The sequence below is a fragment of the Nocardia sp. NPDC049149 genome (assembly GCF_043197455.1).
GTDB lineage: Bacteria > Actinomycetota > Actinomycetes > Mycobacteriales > Mycobacteriaceae > Nocardia.
In genome coordinates this window covers 676,347-693,482 of sequence record NZ_JBICTD010000006.1, presented here as the reverse complement: position 1 = coordinate 693,482, position 17,136 = coordinate 676,347, and the positions used below count along the sequence as shown (strand labels likewise).

The window sequence follows — 17,136 nt, the reverse complement described above, 5'->3', positions numbered from 1 at the left end:
CGAAATCGCTACGCGCCGAAGTACTTTGCACCGTAAGCAGCGATGGCGACGCATCCGCCGACTGCTCCGGATGCAGTTGCAACGCTTCCGACAATGACATACCCACCCGACCCACATCCACCTCACCAATTTCGCCTACGCGATAGCCCAGGTCAGCGACCCGCCACGCCGAAGTGCGAAATCCGCTCGGCGCGTCGCAATTTACCCGAATCACATCATATGAGCAGGTAAGGAAGGCTCTAGCCCGACGCGAACATTGTTCCGCGCCAACGTGAACACCGTCACAGCGGAACGACTGATCGCATAACTGCCTCCGGAATGCCCGGGGTAACCACGCTCAGACGTTGAAGTACTTCGCCTCCGGATGCAGCAAGACGAACGCATCGGTGGACTGCTCCGGGTGCAGCTGCAGCTCCTCGGACAGCACGACGCCGATCCGCTCCGCCTCGAGCAGATCGACCAGTTTGGCACGATCGTCCAGATCCGGGCAGGCGCCGTAGCCGAAAGAGTAGCGAGCGCCCCGATAACCGAGCTTGAAGTACTCGAGCACGTCGGTCGGGTCGGAATCGGCGACCGCGTGACCGTCCAAGGTCAGTTCCTCGCGGACGCGCCGATGCCAGTACTCGGCCAGCGCCTCGGTGAGCTGCACGCCGATGCCGTGCACCTCGAGATAGTCGCGATAGTTGTCGCCCGCGAAAAGCTCGTTCGCGAAGTCGGCGATCGGCTGACCCATGGTGACCAGCTGGAACGGCAGCACGTCCACCTGGCCGGTCTCCTGCGCCCGCTCGCGAGAACGGATGAAGTCGGCGATGCAGAGGAAACGGTCGCGCTGCTGGCGCGGGAAGGTGAACCGATACCGTTCGGCCGCACCAGGATCGGGCTCGCTGAGCACGATCACATCGTCCCCCTCGGACACCGCGGGGAAATAGCCGTAGACCACCGCCGCATGTTGCAGCACGTTCTCGGTGCTCAACCGATCGAGCCAGGCGCGCAGCCGCGGCTTGCCCTCGGTCTCCACCAGCTCCTCGTAGCTCGGGCCCTCGCCGCCGCGCTGACCACGGAGCCCCCACTGCCCGAGGAACAGCGCTCGCTCGTCGAGCAGCCCCGAATACTCGTGCAGTGCCAGGCCTTTCACCACCCGGGTGCCCCAGAACGGCGGCACCGGCACCGGCACGTCGGCGGCGACATCGGAGCGCGCGGGCACCTCGATCGGCACCTCCACCGCTTTGCGCTGCTCGGCGATCCGCTTGGACCGCTCGTGGCGCGCCTTGCGCTCGGCCGCCTTCTCCCGCTCGGCGATGGCCTCCGGGCTGTCCGGATCCGGTCCGCCGCCGCGCTTGCGGGTCATGATGTCGTCCATCAACCGCAGGCCCTCGAAGGCGTCGCGCGCGTAATGCACATCGCCCTCGTACACCTCGGTCAGGTCGTTCTCAACATATCCGCGGGTCAGCGCCGCGCCGCCGAGCAGGACAGGGAACTGTTCGGCGACACCCTTGGAGTTGAGCTCCTGCAGGTTCTCCTTCATGACGACGGTCGACTTCACCAGCAGCCCGGACATGCCGATCACGTCGGCCTTCTTGTCGACGGCCGCATCGAGGATGGTCGCGATCGGCTGCTTGATGCCGAGATTCACCACCTCGTAGCCGTTGTTGGACAGGATGATGTCGACCAGGTTCTTGCCGATGTCGTGCACGTCGCCCTTGACGGTGGCCAGCACGATGCGGCCCTTGCCGCTGTCGTCGGTGGCCTCCATGTGCGGCTCCAGGTAGGCGACCGCGGACTTCATCACCTCGGCCGACTGCAACACGAACGGCAGCTGCATCTGCCCGGAGCCGAACAGCTCACCGACGGTCTTCATGCCGGACAGCAGCGTCTCGTTGATGATCTGCAGCGGCGGCACCTGGCCCATCGCCTCGTCGAGGTCGGCCTCCATGCCAGCCTTCTCGCCGTCGACGATGCGCCGCGCCAGCCGCTCGAACAGCGGCAAGGCCGCCAATTCCTCGGCACGCGAGGCGCGCGACGAGGACGTCGAGACGCCCTCGAACAGGCTCATCAGCTTCTGCAGCGGGTCGTAGTCCTCGCCACGGCGGTCGTACACCAGATCCAGTGCCGTCTCCCGCTGTTCGTCGGGGATGCGGGCCATCGGCAGGATCTTCGACGCGTGCACGATCGCGGAATCCAGTCCGGCCTGGACACATTCGTGCATGAACACCGAGTTCAGCACCTGGCGCGCGGCCGGGTTCAGGCCGAAGGAGATATTGGACAGGCCGAGCGTGGTCTGCACCTCCGGATGCCGCTGCTTGAGCAGCCGGATCGCCTCGATGGTCTCGATGCCGTCCTTGCGCGACTCCTCCTGACCCGTGCCGAGGGTGAAGGTCAGGGTGTCGATGATGATGTCGCTCTCGAGCACACCCCAGTTGCCGGTGATATCGGCGATGAGCCGCTCGGCGATCTCCACCTTCTTGCGTGCGGTGCGGGCCTGGCCCTCCTCGTCGATGGTCAACGCAACGACCGCGGCGCCGTGCTCGGCGACCAGCTTCATCGTCTGCTGGAACCGGGATTCCGGGCCGTCGCCGTCCTCGTAGTTCACCGAGTTGACCGCGCAGCGCCCGCCGAGGTGCTCCAAACCGGCCTGCAACACCGGGGTTTCGGTGGAGTCGAGCATGATCGGCAGCGTCGAGGAGGTCGCCAGGCGCGAGGCGAGGGCCTCCATGTCCTTGGTGCCGTCGCGGCCGACGTAGTCGACACACAGGTCGAGCATGTGCGCGCCGTCGCGGGTCTGGTCCTTGGCGATATCGAGGCACTTCTGCCAATCCTCCGCCAGCATCGCCTCGCGGAAGGCCTTGGAGCCGTTGGCGTTCGTGCGCTCGCCGATCATCATGATCGAGGCGTCCTGCTCGAACGGCACCGCCGTGTACATGCTGGACACGCTCGGCTCGTGGGAAGGCGTGCGGCGCTGCTCGATCGGCGGCAACGTCGGCTCGACCTCGCGCACCGCCTCGGTCACCTGCCGGATGTGCTCGGGCGTGGTGCCGCAGCAGCCGCCGACCAGCGCGAGCCCGAACTCGGTGACGAAGCCGCGCAGCGCGATCGCCAGTTCCTCCGGTGTCAGCGGGTACTCGGCGCCGTTCGCGCCGAGCACCGGCAGTCCCGCGTTCGGCATCACCGACACCGGAATCTGGGCGTGCCTGGACAGATGGCGCAGGTGCTCGCTCATTTCGGCAGGGCCGGTCGCGCAGTTCAACCCGATCATGTCGATGCCGAGCGGTTCCAGCGCGGTGAGCGCGGCGCCGATCTCACTGCCGACCAGCATGGTGCCGGTGGTCTCCACGGTCACGTGCGTGATGATCGGGATGCGGCGGCCGAGCAGACGCATCGCGGCCTGGCTTCCGGTCACCGCCGCCTTGACCTGCAGCAGGTCCTGGCACGTTTCGATGAGGATGGCGTCGGCGCCGCCCTCGAGCATGCCGAGCGCCGACTCGGTGTACGCATCGCGCAGCAAGGTATAAGGAGCATGGCCGAGGGTGGGCAGCTTGGTGCCGGGGCCCATCGAGCCGAGCACATAGCGCGGGGTTCCGTCCGCGGTCGGGCCCATCTCGTCGGCTACCTCGCGGGCCAGCCGGGTGCCGCGCTCGGACAGATCGCGAATGCGGTCCGAAATGTCGTAATCGGCGAGGTTCGGCAAATTGCAGCCGAAGGTGTTGGTTTCCACCGCGTCCGCACCGGCCTCGAAGTACGCGCGATGGATGTGGCGCAGCACATCCGGCCTGGTGTCGTTGAGGATTTCGTTGCAGCCCTCTAGACCGCGGAAGTCGTCGAGCGTCAGGTCCGCCGCTTGCAACATCGTGCCCATCGCACCGTCGCCGATCACGACACGACGGCGCAACGTGTCGAGTAGCGTGGTGTCGAACTCGGCGGGGGTGGACGCAGACATGAGATCAAGCGTAATGGTCGGGTGCGACACTGCTGCTCGCCGCGTCGCGTGTGCACGGACACACCCCTAGTGGAACGCGGTCGTCGAACACGCCGGGCCCGGCCACGGCATACGACACGCCAGTTCGTCTCACACATTAGGCTGACCGAGTGAACCCCAGTGAAACTCCCGATCCGGAACTGCCGACATTGCGGGAACCGGTGCTGGTCGCGGCCTTCGAGGGCTGGAACGACGCAGGCGACGCCGCAAGTGGCGCCGTAGAGCATCTGGAATTGATCTGGGACGCCGAGCCGCTAGCCGAACTCGACTCCGAGGACTACTACGACTATCAGGTCAACCGGCCGACGGTCCGGCAGGTTGACGGCGTGACCAGGGAAATCCAGTGGCCATCCACCATGCTCTCGGTGTGCTCGCCGCCGGGAAGTGAGCGCGACATCGTGCTGCTGCGCGGCATCGAACCCAACATGCGCTGGCGCAGCTTCTGCGAGGATCTGCTGGAGTTCATCGAACAACTCGGGGTGCAGACCGTGGTTATCCTCGGCGCGCTGCTCGCCGATACGCCGCACACCCGTCCCGTTCCGGTCACCGGCTCCGCGTATAGCAAGGAAGCGGCCGAACGCTTCAACCTCGAACAGACCCGATACGAAGGACCGACCGGCATCACCGGTGTACTACAGGACCAGTGCGTGAAAGCGGGCGTGCCCGCAGTGTCGTTCTGGGCCGCCGTGCCGCATTACGTGTCCCAACCACCGAACCCGAAAGCCACCATCGCGCTCCTGCACCGAGTCGAGGACGTGCTCGACATCGAGGTCCCCCTCGGCGAACTACCCAAGCAAGCCGAGGACTGGGAGACCGCGGTCAACGAAATGACCGCAGGCGACGACGAAGTCAGCGAGTACGTGCGCTCGTTGGAAGAACGCGGCGACGCCGCGGTCGACGTCAACGAAGCCATGGCCAAGATCGACGGCGACGCGATCGCCGCAGAGTTCGAAAAGTACCTGCGCAGGCGCGGGCCAGGCAGCTTCGGACTCTGAACCCCGTTGCCCCGCAGTCCCATCCGGTTCCGAGGGGGTGGTGATCGATCGACGGGGCTCAAATGGTTGTTGAGTTCTGTCGGCGAGGAGTCGGGATCGTCGACGAAATCGTGTGCGGCAAGGCAAAGCCGGGTGAGTTCGAGGTTCCATGATCAAGGACTCGTATCCGCACTCGTTCGATGGATCCCCACTCGCTCCAGGCCGCTAGAAGCAGTGCGAATCCACAGGACGAGTGCGGATTTCGCCGCTGGACCGGAGTCGGCCCTGGTCACCCGTCCCACCAGTGCCCGCGATCCCGGTATGTGGGATCGAACGGGATGGTTTCGCGCTGAGGGGGCAATGGTGGCGGGGGCTTCTCGGGCGATGCCGCCACCAGTGCCTCGTGATCAATCGACCAACTCCAGAAGGGCGTCGAGTGCCGAATGGTTGCGGTGGGCGCTGTGTGAGGTCGAGTTGATCGCCACCCCGAGCAGTCGGCTTGGTAGCGGAGTCATTGCTGCTCGCTAGACCGTCTTGGCTGGCAAACACATTGCTGTGCAACAAGGTATGGGCCGACTGCGAGTGCACGGTTCGTCACGAGAAGGCCGCCGCGGCGACGGCGGCAGCGAACGTCGATCAGACCCGACCAGTTGGCTTGCGCACCTAGGCTTTCGGTACGGTGTGACCACTCTTGCCGCAGCGCAGACGGACTCACGCCTACTGTCAGCCGTACCGGCCAGTTGGCTCACGTGCCCGGCCATTTCGGCGCTCCAGCTGGATGCCGTCGTCGCGACGAAACCTGACAACGACTGCTCGTACACGCGGCCATGTTTGTGCGCCTCGCGGTCCCCGCCTGCCCGAACAGCGGCGCCTGGGCGATGCCCGGCAGCTCGTGCCGGTCCAGCGGCCCTTACTGATCCGACAGGTTCGACGGTCTGCCTGCCATCCGGCAGCCGACGGCTTGCTACGACGAATGTCGCCACAGCGGATGCGGGCTCGCATCGAGTACGCGTCTATGCCGACCAGCCGGCTTGCGTGCCCGGCAATTTCGGCGCTCCGACGGCACACCGTTGCCGCGGCGATGACACGCCGGCAACGACCGCACGCGAGCGCCAGCCTGTTGCTTGTGCACCTCGCCACTTCGCCCATCTGAACCGTGCGCGCCTGGGCGATGACCCCGACCGCTCCTGCTGGTCCAGTGGTACTGAAGACCTGCCTCGATGGCACTGCCGCAGCGAACACACCGGCAGGGAGCGCCGGCAATGCCGACCAGTTGGCTTGCGTGCCCGGCAATTTCGGCGCTCCGACGGGACGCCGTTGCCGCGGCGATGACACGCCGGCAACGGCTGCTCGTGGGCGCCTGCCCTGTTCGCTTGTGTACCTCGCTGTTTCGGCTCGCCCGATCGGGAGCGCCTGGGTGATTACCAGGCTGCTCCTGCCGGTCGGGCGGCGCGAGGATCTGTCGTGGTTGCCGCGGCGGTGGTCGCCTGCGGCGCGTTGTTCGGTTATCTCCTGCGCTCGCAGGGGTTTCCGCCGGTCGGGCACCACCATGTTGCGGTGGCGCTCGCCTCGCTGCTGGCCGGTGTGGCCGCGACGAGGGGCTGGCGGGTGCGCGGCGGCGGTCGGATCCGAGGCCGGGTGATGCCCGGCGCGCGTGCACCTGCCGTCGTTGCGCGCAGTCTTCGAACGATCAGTGTCGAAGAGTCAGCTCTCGATGGTCCAGACCTGTGCCGCGGCCTCGCGCGCCAGCTTCGCGAGCAGGATGTCGCGCGGGATGGTCTGGCCGGCAAGGTGATCGAGCGACGGAACCACCACGTGGTGCGCGTCCGCTCGCTTGAGCTCCTGGGTCAGCTCGACGAATGCCGTGCCGTCACCGGAAGTCGATTCATGGAACGTTGCGGCGAAGCAGAGCCCCTCTTCGCGGGCGAGGGTGCTCATCGCATCCTCTAGCTCTTCGCTATGGCCATCGGCCAAATCGTCACGCAAGTATCCATAGATCAACGCTTCCACCCGAACCTCCGTTGGATTGGGTACCGCTGTTCTCTTCTGTGGATCACCCCATTGTGGGGCAATGCGCCTTGCAAGGACAGATGCAATTGCATCTGGCTCTAGCGAGTCGTTCTCCTCAGGATCATCTCATTGTGGGGCACGCAACCTTGCAAGAACAGATGCAATTGCATCTGGCTGAAGCTCGATGGGTCCGGCAAACTTTCCGCTCCCATGTCCAGCATGCACAACGCCAAACTGCGAATGCAGATGTCAACCCACTGACATCCATATGCCCTATCTCGGCCACCGGGCGTTAACTGGTGCGATACTAACGACGTGGCCGCTGGAGACGATCGACCCGTCTGGGCTGTCAGGATGCGCTCCGAACGCGATGCGCGGGGGTGGTCACAAGCAGACGCCGTCCGCGTGATGCGCGCCAAGTCATCCCACAACCTGCCGACAGACAGTACACTGCTGCGTAACTGGCGCCGCTGGGAATCGGGCGAGTCGCGGCCGGATGATTTCTACGCCCCTATCATCGCCGCCGCCTTCGACACCGTCACGGCGGCGTTCTTCCCCAAAGCCAGGCCGAATCGGGACGACGAAGTGCTCTCGGCAACCGGCATGGACACGCTCGAATTCATCGGCAGACTCCGCATGTCGGACGTCTCCCCCGCCACCCTCGACGCCATCCGCATCACCGCGGAACGGCTGTGTTGCGAGTACTCCTATGCGGATCCGCACGAGCTGCACGCCGAGGGAACTGGTTGGTTGCGGCGAATCACCTCGCTACTGGACGGCCGCCTTACTCTGGCACAGCATCGCGACATCCTCGTGCTCGCAGGCTGGGTTGCGTTGCTAGTTGGTTGCGTTGACTACGATCTCGGCCGCCGCACCGCCGCGGAGGCAACCCGGCGCGCGGCCTATTCGCTGGGCCAGGAAGCCGAGAACGCCGAAATCACCGGCTGGAGTGCGGAAATGGCCGCTTGGTTCGCACTGACCCAGGGCAACAACCGCGGCGCGATCGACGCGGTCGACCAGGCGCTGGAAGCAAGCCAGCACCTCGGGGTCGGCGTCCAACTCGCGGCGCAACGAGCCAAAGCATGGGCCAGGCTCGGCGACCGCCATGAGGTCGAGGCGGCACTCGGCGAGGGTCGAGCAATTTTGGAGCGACTCGACCATCCGATCAACCTGGACAACCACTTCGTCGTCGACCCACAGAAATTCGACTTCTACGCGATGGACTGCTGCCGGGTCGCGGGCGAGGATCGGCTCGCCGAGACCTACGCGAACGAGGTCATCCGCAACTCGACACGCGCAGACGGCACGGTGCGCAACCCGATGCGCGTGTCGGAGGCGCACCTGACCCTCGCGGTGGTCGCGGTCCGCAATCGCGATCTGGAACTCGCGGTCGACGAAGGACTGCGCGCGTTCGCGGGTAAGCGCCGTTCGCTGCCCTCGTTGATGTGGATCGCGGGCGAGGCCGCGCGCGAAATCATCGCCCGCTACCCCGGAGATCCGCGCACGCGCGTGTATTTCGATCAGCTGCGCGCACTCTCGAGCGAGTGACCAGTACCCACCCCTGCCAACACCTTCGGCGGCTGTCACGCCATCCCCACCCACCCCGCCGACTCCACGGCTGACTACTTGCCTGCTCCCATTCACGTCTCGCCGACTTCTCGGCTGCCTTCCCCTGCCTCAACCATGTCTCGCCGAATCCTCGACCGCCATCCCCTGCCCTCGCCCACATCTCGCCGAATCCTCGAGCGATCCCTTGCGCTCACTCGCCCGCTGCCTCCTCGGCCGCCATCCCCCTGCGCCGCCGCCTCTTCGGCCACCATCCCCTTATAGTTCATCCCCGCCGCGTCCTCGGCCGCGATCCCCTTCGTGTTCACCCAAACACTGCTTCCTCGGCCACCATCCCCCTGCGCTCACCCAAACACTGCCTCCTCGGCCACCATCCCCCCTGCGCTCACTCGCCCGCTCCCTCCTCGGCCGCCATCCCCGTGTACTTCGTCCACCCGCCGCGTCTTCGGCTGCCACCCCCTTGTGCCCACCCAAACACGCCGGACTCCCTCGGCTGCAGCGCATCTGACACGGCCCGTTTTCAACGGCGGCACAGCCCGTTTCAACGGCGAACATCCGGCAAACAGGACACGGGCACGCCGAACAGCCCCGTTCGCGTTGTCGGCGACCGGCCCGCTACTACCCTGTTCCCGGTGACCGACTCCGCCGACGACCCCGCGAGCGCCGACGCCGTCCTGTGGGACGACCGGCTGCGGCTGTTCTCCTTCGCCACCGCCGAACGCCGCGCCGACTACCTGTGGGTGCTGCGCGCCTTCGACAGCGCGCGGGCGGCGTACGTGGTGCTGCTGCACGCCGACGATGTGGCGGAGTGGATCGAACGCAACGGACACAACCTGCGGACGCCAGACCTGGTCGAGGTGTCCGCACCGGCTCCTGACGTCGAGAGCCAGCAACCGATTGAGGACAACTCGGACACTTTCTCGTCCGAAAAATCGCAGCAGGATGCGGGTCCCGCCAGCGCGGCCGCCTGGTCGACCGAACGCGGCGCCCGTCCGAACGCGCCGCGCCTTACTGCCGCCGAGATCGGACCGCTACTGGATCAGCTCCACCAATGGGGCGTCCTGGAGCGCAGTTACGACGGCACCCGCGCCGCCACCCTGGCCGAATACCGCAACCGGCACTTCGTCTACCAGTTCTCGCAGGCCGGGTTCCAGGCCTACCGCGCGGTGGCTGGCGTGCTCAACGCCAGGCTCGACGAGGCCTCGCTGTCGCGGCTGGTGCTGCCGGAGCTGCTCGCCGATCTGCACACCCTGGCCGCGGCCAATCGCGACGGCGACGCCGAACGCGTCTACCGCACGCTGCGCCGCCTCGACGCGGCTTTGACCGACATGGCGGCGCGGGCGGCACACTTCTATCTCTCGCTCGGCGATCTGGTGCGGACCACCGAGATCACCCCCGAATCGTTTCTGGCACACAAAGATGCGCTGCTCGCGCACATGCGCGAGTTCAGCCTCGACCTGGCCCGGTTCACCCCGCGGCTGGCGGGCGCGATCGCCGAGATCGAGGAGACCGGCGTCCAGGACCTGATCGAGCGCGCCGCGGGCTGCGACGAGCGAGTGCTGCTGAGTTTCGCTGAGCGCCAGGCGGATTGGCATGCCCGCTGGGACGGGCTGCGCACCTGGTTCGTCGCGACCGGCACCGGCGAGCATGCCGGAACCACCGAGGCGGAGCGGTTGCGCGAGGCCACCATGAGCGCGATCGCCGCGGTGCTTTCGCTGCTGCGGCGGGTCACCGAGACCCGGCGCGGCGGGGTGAGCAGAGAGTCGGCGCTGCGGCATCTGGCGGGCTGGTTCACCGCCGCGCCGTCCGCGGACAGCGCGCACGCACTGTTCGACGTGGTGTTCGGCCTCGGCAGACCGCGGCACCTGGCGATGGAGCACCCGGACGCGGACGTCATCCCGGCGCTGCGATCATGGTGGGAGGCACCACCTTTGGAGATCTCCCGCACGCTGGCCGAGACCGGCAGGCCGCCATCGGCCGGTGCGCCCGCCCGAATCCATCGCAACGACGCGGGAATTCGACGACTGCGCGAGGCCCAACTCGACGCGCAACGCGCCCGCGCCGACGCCGCCAAGTCGCTGGCCGCCGCCGACGTGCACGAGCGCGTGCTCGACGATCGAGAGACCGAGGTGCTGTTGCGCCTGCTCGACGCAGCATCCACCGCCTGGGTTCCGGTGAGCGGCAGGGTCGCCGGAACCACCGGCTCCGACAGCGGCGTCACGCTCACGGTCTCCGAACACGACGGTTCGACGGTCGTCCGCACCGCCCACGGGCTGCTACATCTGAACAACCGCAGGCTCGAGGTGCGCGAGACGACCAGGACTCGACCGCGTGGAACACCGTCTCGCGCAGACGCGCCTCGGGCAGCAAAAGGATCCGGACCGAAGGACGCTCCACACTCAGGCCCCACTCGAACAACTCGGGAGTCCGGAGCTGACACGGCCTCTCGCACGAACGCCAACCGCCGAACCGCGAAGGGGCCCAAGACAGATGCGGCGTTGCGAACAGCGCAAGCATCTGAGACCGATGCTGCCGCTGGGCTGGAGAGCGTGCCGCAGGGAGCGGCCTTCGCCGAGAGCGAGGAGCGCGAATGATGCACGGGCGCAAGATTGATTCGCTCGCGCTGGACAACTACCAGCGCGCGGCGCGGGTTGTCCTCGCGAATCACCTTGTCACCAGGACCTATCCGGATCGGATCGCGCTGCCGCTGATTCGCCGCTGGGCCACCGAGTTACGCGAGGACCTCGCCGAGCTGTTCGGCTACCGGCTGGAGGTCACCGAGACCACCGCAAGGGTGTTCCCGATCATCGATCGGCTGGATGCGGGAAAGCCTGCCCGAACGCCCGCCGATCGCCTCTTCGACCGGCGGCGCTACGCCTATCTCGCATTGTCTCTGGCCGCGCTCGGCCGTGCGGGCGACCAGACCACCCTGTCGGAGTTGGCCGATCAGGTCGCCGCGTACGCGGGCAGGGTGGAGGGACTGGAGCTGTCCACCGATCGCGCGGCGGACAGGGACGCGTTCGTCGACGCGGTCGGCTGGTTGACCCATCGTGGCGCGCTCACCCTCGCCGACGGCGACGCAGGCGGCTGGGCCAGCGATCCCGAGGCGGGCGAGGCGCTCTACGACATCGACCGCCCGGTGGTGTTCGCGCTGTTCCGGCCGCCGCGAGCGTTGCAGCACCTGCACAGCGTGCGCGGACTGCTCGCCGAAGAAGGTTCGGCCGCAACGACTCCCACCTCGACTGCCGCCGAGCTGGCCCGCCGGGTGCGGCGGAACCTGGTCGAACGGCCTGTGGTCTATCTCGAGGATCTCGCCCCCTCGGAACGGCCGCTGCTCGGCCAGGACCGGATCATCGCCGACGTCGAACTGTTCACCGGCCTGCGCGCCGAGCGTCGCGCCGAGGGGGTCGCCCTGATCGACATATCGGGGCGCCTGTCCGACATCAGGTTTCCGAGCACCGGCACCCTGGCGCAGGTCGGACTGCTGCTGGCGGGCGAGATCGCCGACCGTGTGCTCGACCTCGACAATCCGCTGGAACAGCGTCCGAGCGTTGCCGATTCGGGCGGGGCGCTCGCGGCGCACCTGGACAGCGCGATCCCGGAATCGACGGTCTTCGCCCCGCTCGCGGACCTCCGCCTGCTCGATGACGCACTGACATCGGAGGATTCGCCGGCCGACCCGGATGCGGACGAGGAAGAACCGCTCGAGGTCACCTACCCGCTCATCGAAACAACCTGGGTGCGCGAGACCGTGCAGGCGCTCGCCGACCGGTACGGCGCCACCTTCGCCGCGCAATGGCAAGCCGACGTGCCTGGCCTGACCACCGAAGTGGTTGCGCTGCTGGAACGCCTGCGCCTCGTCCATGCGATCGAGGACGGTCTGCTTGTGCTGCCCGCCCTTGCGCGGTATCGCGGCGCTGTCGTCACGGTACGGACGAAGCGCACCGAGGAACTGTTCGTCACCGCGGCCGACACCTATGGGTCCGACCGCACCGGCACGGAAGGGAACTGAGACGATGTCGCTCATTCACGGCGGAGTGCGGTTCATCCCGACCCGCGCCGGAATTGTCAACCTGTGGGACTACCGCGACCAGGAGTTCTGCTTCGGCGACGGCCGATTGGTGCTGCGCGGCCCCAACGGGTCGGGCAAGACCAAGGCGCTCGAGGTGCTGTTCCCGTTCGTGCTGGACGGGCGGATCGAGCCGCGCAGGCTCAATCCGTTCGCCGGCGAAGAGCGCACCATGAAGTCGAACCTGTTGTACCGCAAGCAGGAATCGGCCTACTCCTATGTCTGGATGGAGTTCGCGCGCGGCCGGTGGGACGACCCGGAGGCGGTCACCGTCGGCATCGGCATGCGCGCCACCCGTTCCTCGGACAAGGTGACCCGCTGGTACTTCGTCGCCGACGGCCGGGTCGGCGTCGACTTCTCGCTGATCGGCCCGGACGACCGGCCGTTCACCCGCAAGCAGTTGGCCGAGCAGATCGGCACCGACGCCATCATGGACCGGCCGGTGGAATACCGGAATGCCATCGACGCCAGGATGTTCGGGCTCGGCACGCAACGCTACGACCAGCTGATCAACCTGATCCTCACGCTGCGCCGCCCGCAGCTGGCGAAAAACCTGGACCCGCGCGGACTTTCCCAGGCGCTCACCGACGGTTTGCGCCCGCTCGACGAACAGCTGATTCTGGATGCGGCCCGCTCGTTCAGCGATATGGAGGAGGTCGGCCGCACCCTGGAGGGCCTGGTGCACGCGGACAGCGCCACCAGGACCTTCGTCGACGTCTACCGCAAATACCTTGCGGTGCAGGCGAAAACGGACGTCGACCAGTTGCGGACCCGACTCGACGCGGTCACCCATGCGAGCACCGCGCTGTTCGCCGCGACCGCCCTGCGCGAGCGCCGCGAGGCCGAGCGCGCCACCGCCGAGGCCCGCGCCGAGGACGCCGACCGCGCCTACGAGCAGGCACTCGGCGACCGGGAGAACCTGCAGCGCTCCAGCGCATACGAGGGCAAACAGCAACTCGACGACCTCGCTGACGCGGTCCGCAGGCTGGAGACGTCGGCGGGCGTGCACGGCGACAAGTCACTCAAGGCCCGCCAGACCCTCGATCAACGGGCTCAGGAAGCCGAGCGGGCACGTACCGCGGTCCGCACTGCCGCAGCCGCCCTGTCTCGTGGCGAGGACGAATTACGTTCCGCCGCTGAAGAAGCCGGGATCTCGTGGACGCCACTGGCCGAGGCGGCGCGCGCCGAGCAGCTCACCACCGCGGTGCGCAGTCACGCCGAGGAACGCGACGCCGACGTGCGTGCGGTCCGCAAGGCACTCGGGCTCATGGAGACCGCGGCCGCCGAACGCACCAGGGCCGAACGGCTCGCCGAACGCGCCCGCGAACTGAGCGAGGCGGCCGCCGCCGAGGTGGCACACGCGGAGGCCGCCGTCGTGCTGGCCCGCACCGAAGCCGCTGGCGCACTGCGCGGTTGGTGGGACGAGCACCGCGACGTCTACTCCCCCATCCGGGACGGCCTGTTCGAGGCGCTGGATACGGCACTCGCCCAGGCGGGTTCGGAGGAGGCGACGATCGCGGAGGTGCTCGCCGAGCGCACCGAGCCGCTGCTGGACGATATCCGCAACGAGCGCCAGGAGGCCCGAGGCCGGGCGGCGACGGCAACGGCGCAGATCGCCGAACTGAGCGCCGAACGCGACCGCGTGGCCGCCCAGAGTGACGACGCACCACCGGCTTTCGCCGCACGCGCCAGGACGGCAGCCGAGCGGCCCGGCGCGCCGCTGTGGCGGCTGGTCCGCTTCGCCGAGAACGTGACACCGCAGGCGGCGGCGGGCATCGAGGCGGCTTTGCAGGCCGCCGATCTGCTCGACGGCTGGATCTGCGCCGAGCTGCCATCGAAGTACGACTCCGACCAGTTCCTCGTCCCGCTCCCCGCCAAGGAGCGCCCGAAGGGCAAAACCCTCGCCGATGTCCTTGTCGTCGAGGAGGATTCGGACGCGCTCACGGTGCCGAAACAGGCCGTCGCCGACGTGCTCGCGTCCATCGCCCTGCACGAGGGCAAGGGCGAGCTGCCCGCCGGGATCGCGGTCGGCACCGCGGGCGGCTTTCGGCAGGGCATCCAGGTGGGCAAGCACCAGAAGGCCGACGCCGAGTTCATCGGCGCCACCGCGCGGGCCCGCCGCCGCGAACTCCGGCTCACCGAGCTCGCCGCCGCCCTCGACGCGGCCGCGGAAGCACAGCGGGGTGCACAGGACCAAGAGGCCGAAGCCACCGCGGAACTGGCCCGAATCTCGGCCGCCGCCAAGGCATTGCCGCGGACCACCGCGGTCACCTCGGCATTGCGCACCGTCTCGGAGACGGCGGGCATGATGCGGTCGCGCTCCGAGGCCGCCGCCCAGGCCGAGCGCGACCTCGACCAGGCCGTCGGCGAGGTCACCGCCGTCGAGAAGAAGCTCAGGGCCGCCGCGACGAAGCACCGGACCCCACGCGACCCCCGCGAGCTCGACGCATTGGCCGCCGCCATCCGGCATTTCGAGAACACCGGCACCGGCCTGCTCCGCCTGCGCACCGAGCACGAGCGGGAACGCGAACGGGAACGGGAGGGCGAGGACCGGCACGCCGAGGCCAAGGATCTGGCCGAGGCGTTCGCCGAGGAAGCCGAGGCCGCCGCCACCGGCTACCAGGAGCAGCTGCGCAAGCTCGAAACCCTGCGCGAGGCACTGGGAGCGGGCGCTGCCGACATCGATCAGGAACTCGAGCGGGCCCGCACGAAGATCGAGGCGACCAAGGCCGAGCAGAAGGCGGCACGCAAGGCCGCCAACGAGGCGATCGAGGCCATCGGCGATGCGGAGGCCGCCTACCGCACCGCGCACGAATCCTTGGGCACCGCACTCACCGAGGTGCTCGCCGACGTGAAAGCCCTTGCCCCGTACGCCCGCCCGGACCTGCTCCGGCTGCTCGGCGCGCCCGCCGACGGCCGTTGGCCGAGCAGCGACGCCGCCTGGTCGACGCCAGAACAACTGCTGTACCGGATCGCGAGCGCGGGTCCGGAGGTGGCACCGCAGGTGCTGCCCGAGGAGGTCGCCGAACTCTTCGAAAGCCTCAGCACCGCAACGACGTCGGTGCGCGCCAGTGAAGCGACCCGCAAGTCGACCCGCAGCGCGGTGACGGCGGCGCTGCAGGAGTTCGATGCCGCGCTCGCCGGCTCCGGCCGCGACTACCGCCTGCAGTGGGACGCCGCCGACGGGCTGACCGTGGTGCAGGTGCAGGACGACGACGGCATGTCGGCCCTCGCCGACTTCGCCACCCGCATCGACGGTGCGCGCAAGGATCAGGAACTCCTGCTCACCGACGCGGAGCGCCGCATCCTGGAGGACGCGCTGCTGACCGGGCTCGCCCAGCAGATCTACGAACGCACCAGCGACGCCCGCGATCTCATCGCCAGGATGGGCGCGGAGATGAAGCAGCGGCGGATGTCCTCCGGCAACACCATCGGCGTGCACTGGGTGCTCGCAGACACGCTCTCCGATGCGGCCCGCGCGATGTGCAAGCTGCTCGACCGGGACGCGTCGGCACTCGGCGCGGACGAACTCGCCACCATCCGTGCGCATTTCGCGGCCGAGATCAGGGCGGCGCGGGCCGCGCACCCGGAACGCTCCTACCCCGAGATCCTCGCGGCCACCCTGGATTACCGCACCTGGCGGGTGTTCTCGTTCACCCTCATCTCCGCCGACGGCAGCGAAGACAAGCTCACCGTCGCCAGGCACAGCGCGCTCTCCGGCGGCGAGCAGTCGGTGTCGCTGCACCTGCCGCTCTTCGCGGCCGCGCACGTGATGCTGGATTCGGCGGACCCGCAGGCACCGCGCCTGCTCGCCCTGGACGAGGCTTTCGCGGGCGTCGACGACAACGGCCGCAGCGAACTGCTCGGCCTCAGCGTGCAATTCGACCTCGACCTGTTCATGACCGGCTACGACCTGTGGATCACTTACGCGCACGTGCCAGGTTGTGCGCACTACGATCTCGCGCACGCCGCCGCCGAAAACACCGTGAGCGCAACCCTGCTGGTGTGGGACAGCGGCGACCTGCTCGCCGAACACGACGGCACCGACCTGACCGCAGCACTCGGCTCCCCCAACCGCCGCCGCGTCCCAACCACCATCGAAGGCGGTATCGAACTCACCCCGGTCGGCTGATCCCGGCCCCTCGCCCCGCAGCAGGCCTACGAATCCGCAACGGTTCTGTAGATCCGCACCCCTTCTGCCGATCCGCACTCGTTCGGGGCCCCAGAACCGGTGCGGATCCGCAGAGGGGGTGCGTATAACGGTGCATTCGCGCGCAGAGGGCGTCCCCCGGAGTTGGTCAATTGATTACAGGGGCACTGGTGGCGGCATCGCGCGAGAAGCCCCGCCACCTGTGCCCCTCGGCACTGAACCGCCCCACCGGATCTGCGGGGCCACACCGGATCCGCCGGACCACACCAGATCCGCCGGACCACACCAGATCCGCCGGACCACACCAGATCCGCCGGACCACACCAGATCCGCCGGACCACACCAGATCCGCCGATCCACACCAGATCCGCCGATCCACACCAGATCCGCCGAT

Annotated in this window: 7 protein-coding genes; 5 read left to right on the top strand and 2 right to left on the bottom strand. The window is 67.9% G+C overall.

All coding sequences use genetic code 11. The features are described 5' to 3' along the window. Window positions 1-337: 337 nt before the first annotated feature. Window positions 338-3,934 carry a methionine synthase gene (gene metH / locus ACGFNJ_RS27325; RefSeq protein ID WP_393453899.1) on the bottom strand — a complete coding sequence of 1,199 codons (3,597 nt, stop codon included), beginning with the start codon at window positions 3,932-3,934 and terminating at the stop codon, window positions 338-340. Between the two features lie 149 nt (window positions 3,935-4,083). Between metH and ACGFNJ_RS27320 the strand changes: the two genes are divergently transcribed. Further along, window positions 4,084-4,968 carry a PAC2 family protein gene (locus tag ACGFNJ_RS27320; protein ID WP_393453896.1) on the top strand — a complete coding sequence of 295 codons (885 nt, stop codon included), beginning with the start codon at window positions 4,084-4,086 and terminating at the stop codon, window positions 4,966-4,968. 1,683 nt (window positions 4,969-6,651) lie between these two features. On the opposite strand, the gene ACGFNJ_RS27315 is transcribed toward ACGFNJ_RS27320, so the two are convergent. Then, window positions 6,652-6,957 carry a hypothetical protein gene (locus ACGFNJ_RS27315; RefSeq protein WP_393453893.1) on the bottom strand — a complete coding sequence of 102 codons (306 nt, stop codon included), beginning with the start codon at window positions 6,955-6,957 and terminating at the stop codon, window positions 6,652-6,654. Window positions 6,958-7,365: 408 nt separating this feature from the next. Between ACGFNJ_RS27315 and ACGFNJ_RS27310 the strand changes: the two genes are divergently transcribed. The 4 genes from ACGFNJ_RS27310 to ACGFNJ_RS27295 all read left to right on the top strand — a co-directional run bounded on the left by ACGFNJ_RS27310 (window position 7,366) and on the right by ACGFNJ_RS27295 (window position 16,724). After that, complete coding sequence (locus ACGFNJ_RS27310) at window positions 7,366-8,505, top strand: XRE family transcriptional regulator (protein ID WP_393453890.1); 1,140 nt, start codon at window positions 7,366-7,368, stop codon at window positions 8,503-8,505. A gap of 707 nt (window positions 8,506-9,212) precedes the next feature. Then, complete coding sequence (locus tag ACGFNJ_RS27305; protein ID WP_393454209.1) at window positions 9,213-11,117, top strand: TIGR02677 family protein; 1,905 nt, start codon at window positions 9,213-9,215, stop codon at window positions 11,115-11,117. Continuing rightward, window positions 11,117-12,535 (top strand): TIGR02678 family protein, encoded by a 1,419-nt coding sequence (locus tag ACGFNJ_RS27300; RefSeq protein ID WP_393454206.1) that lies wholly within the window; start codon window positions 11,117-11,119, stop codon window positions 12,533-12,535. Before ACGFNJ_RS27305 ends, ACGFNJ_RS27300 begins: the two co-directional genes overlap by 1 nt. A 4-nt stretch (window positions 12,536-12,539) precedes the next feature. Next, complete coding sequence (locus ACGFNJ_RS27295; RefSeq protein WP_393453887.1) at window positions 12,540-16,724, top strand: TIGR02680 family protein; 4,185 nt, start codon at window positions 12,540-12,542, stop codon at window positions 16,722-16,724. Window positions 16,725-17,136 lie beyond the last annotated feature (412 nt).

Bases quoted from the DNA above. Each gene is read 5' to 3' on its own strand.
- metH (WP_393453899.1), bottom strand. From the start codon at position 3,934: ATGTCTGCGTCCACCCCCGCCGAGTTCGACACCACGCTACTCGACACG.
- ACGFNJ_RS27300 (WP_393454206.1), top strand. From the start codon at position 11,117: ATGCACGGGCGCAAGATTGATTCGCTCGCGCTGGACAACTACCAGCGC.
- ACGFNJ_RS27295 (WP_393453887.1), top strand. From the start codon at position 12,540: ATGTCGCTCATTCACGGCGGAGTGCGGTTCATCCCGACCCGCGCCGGA.
- ACGFNJ_RS27310 (WP_393453890.1), top strand. From the start codon at position 7,366: ATGCGCGCCAAGTCATCCCACAACCTGCCGACAGACAGTACACTGCTG.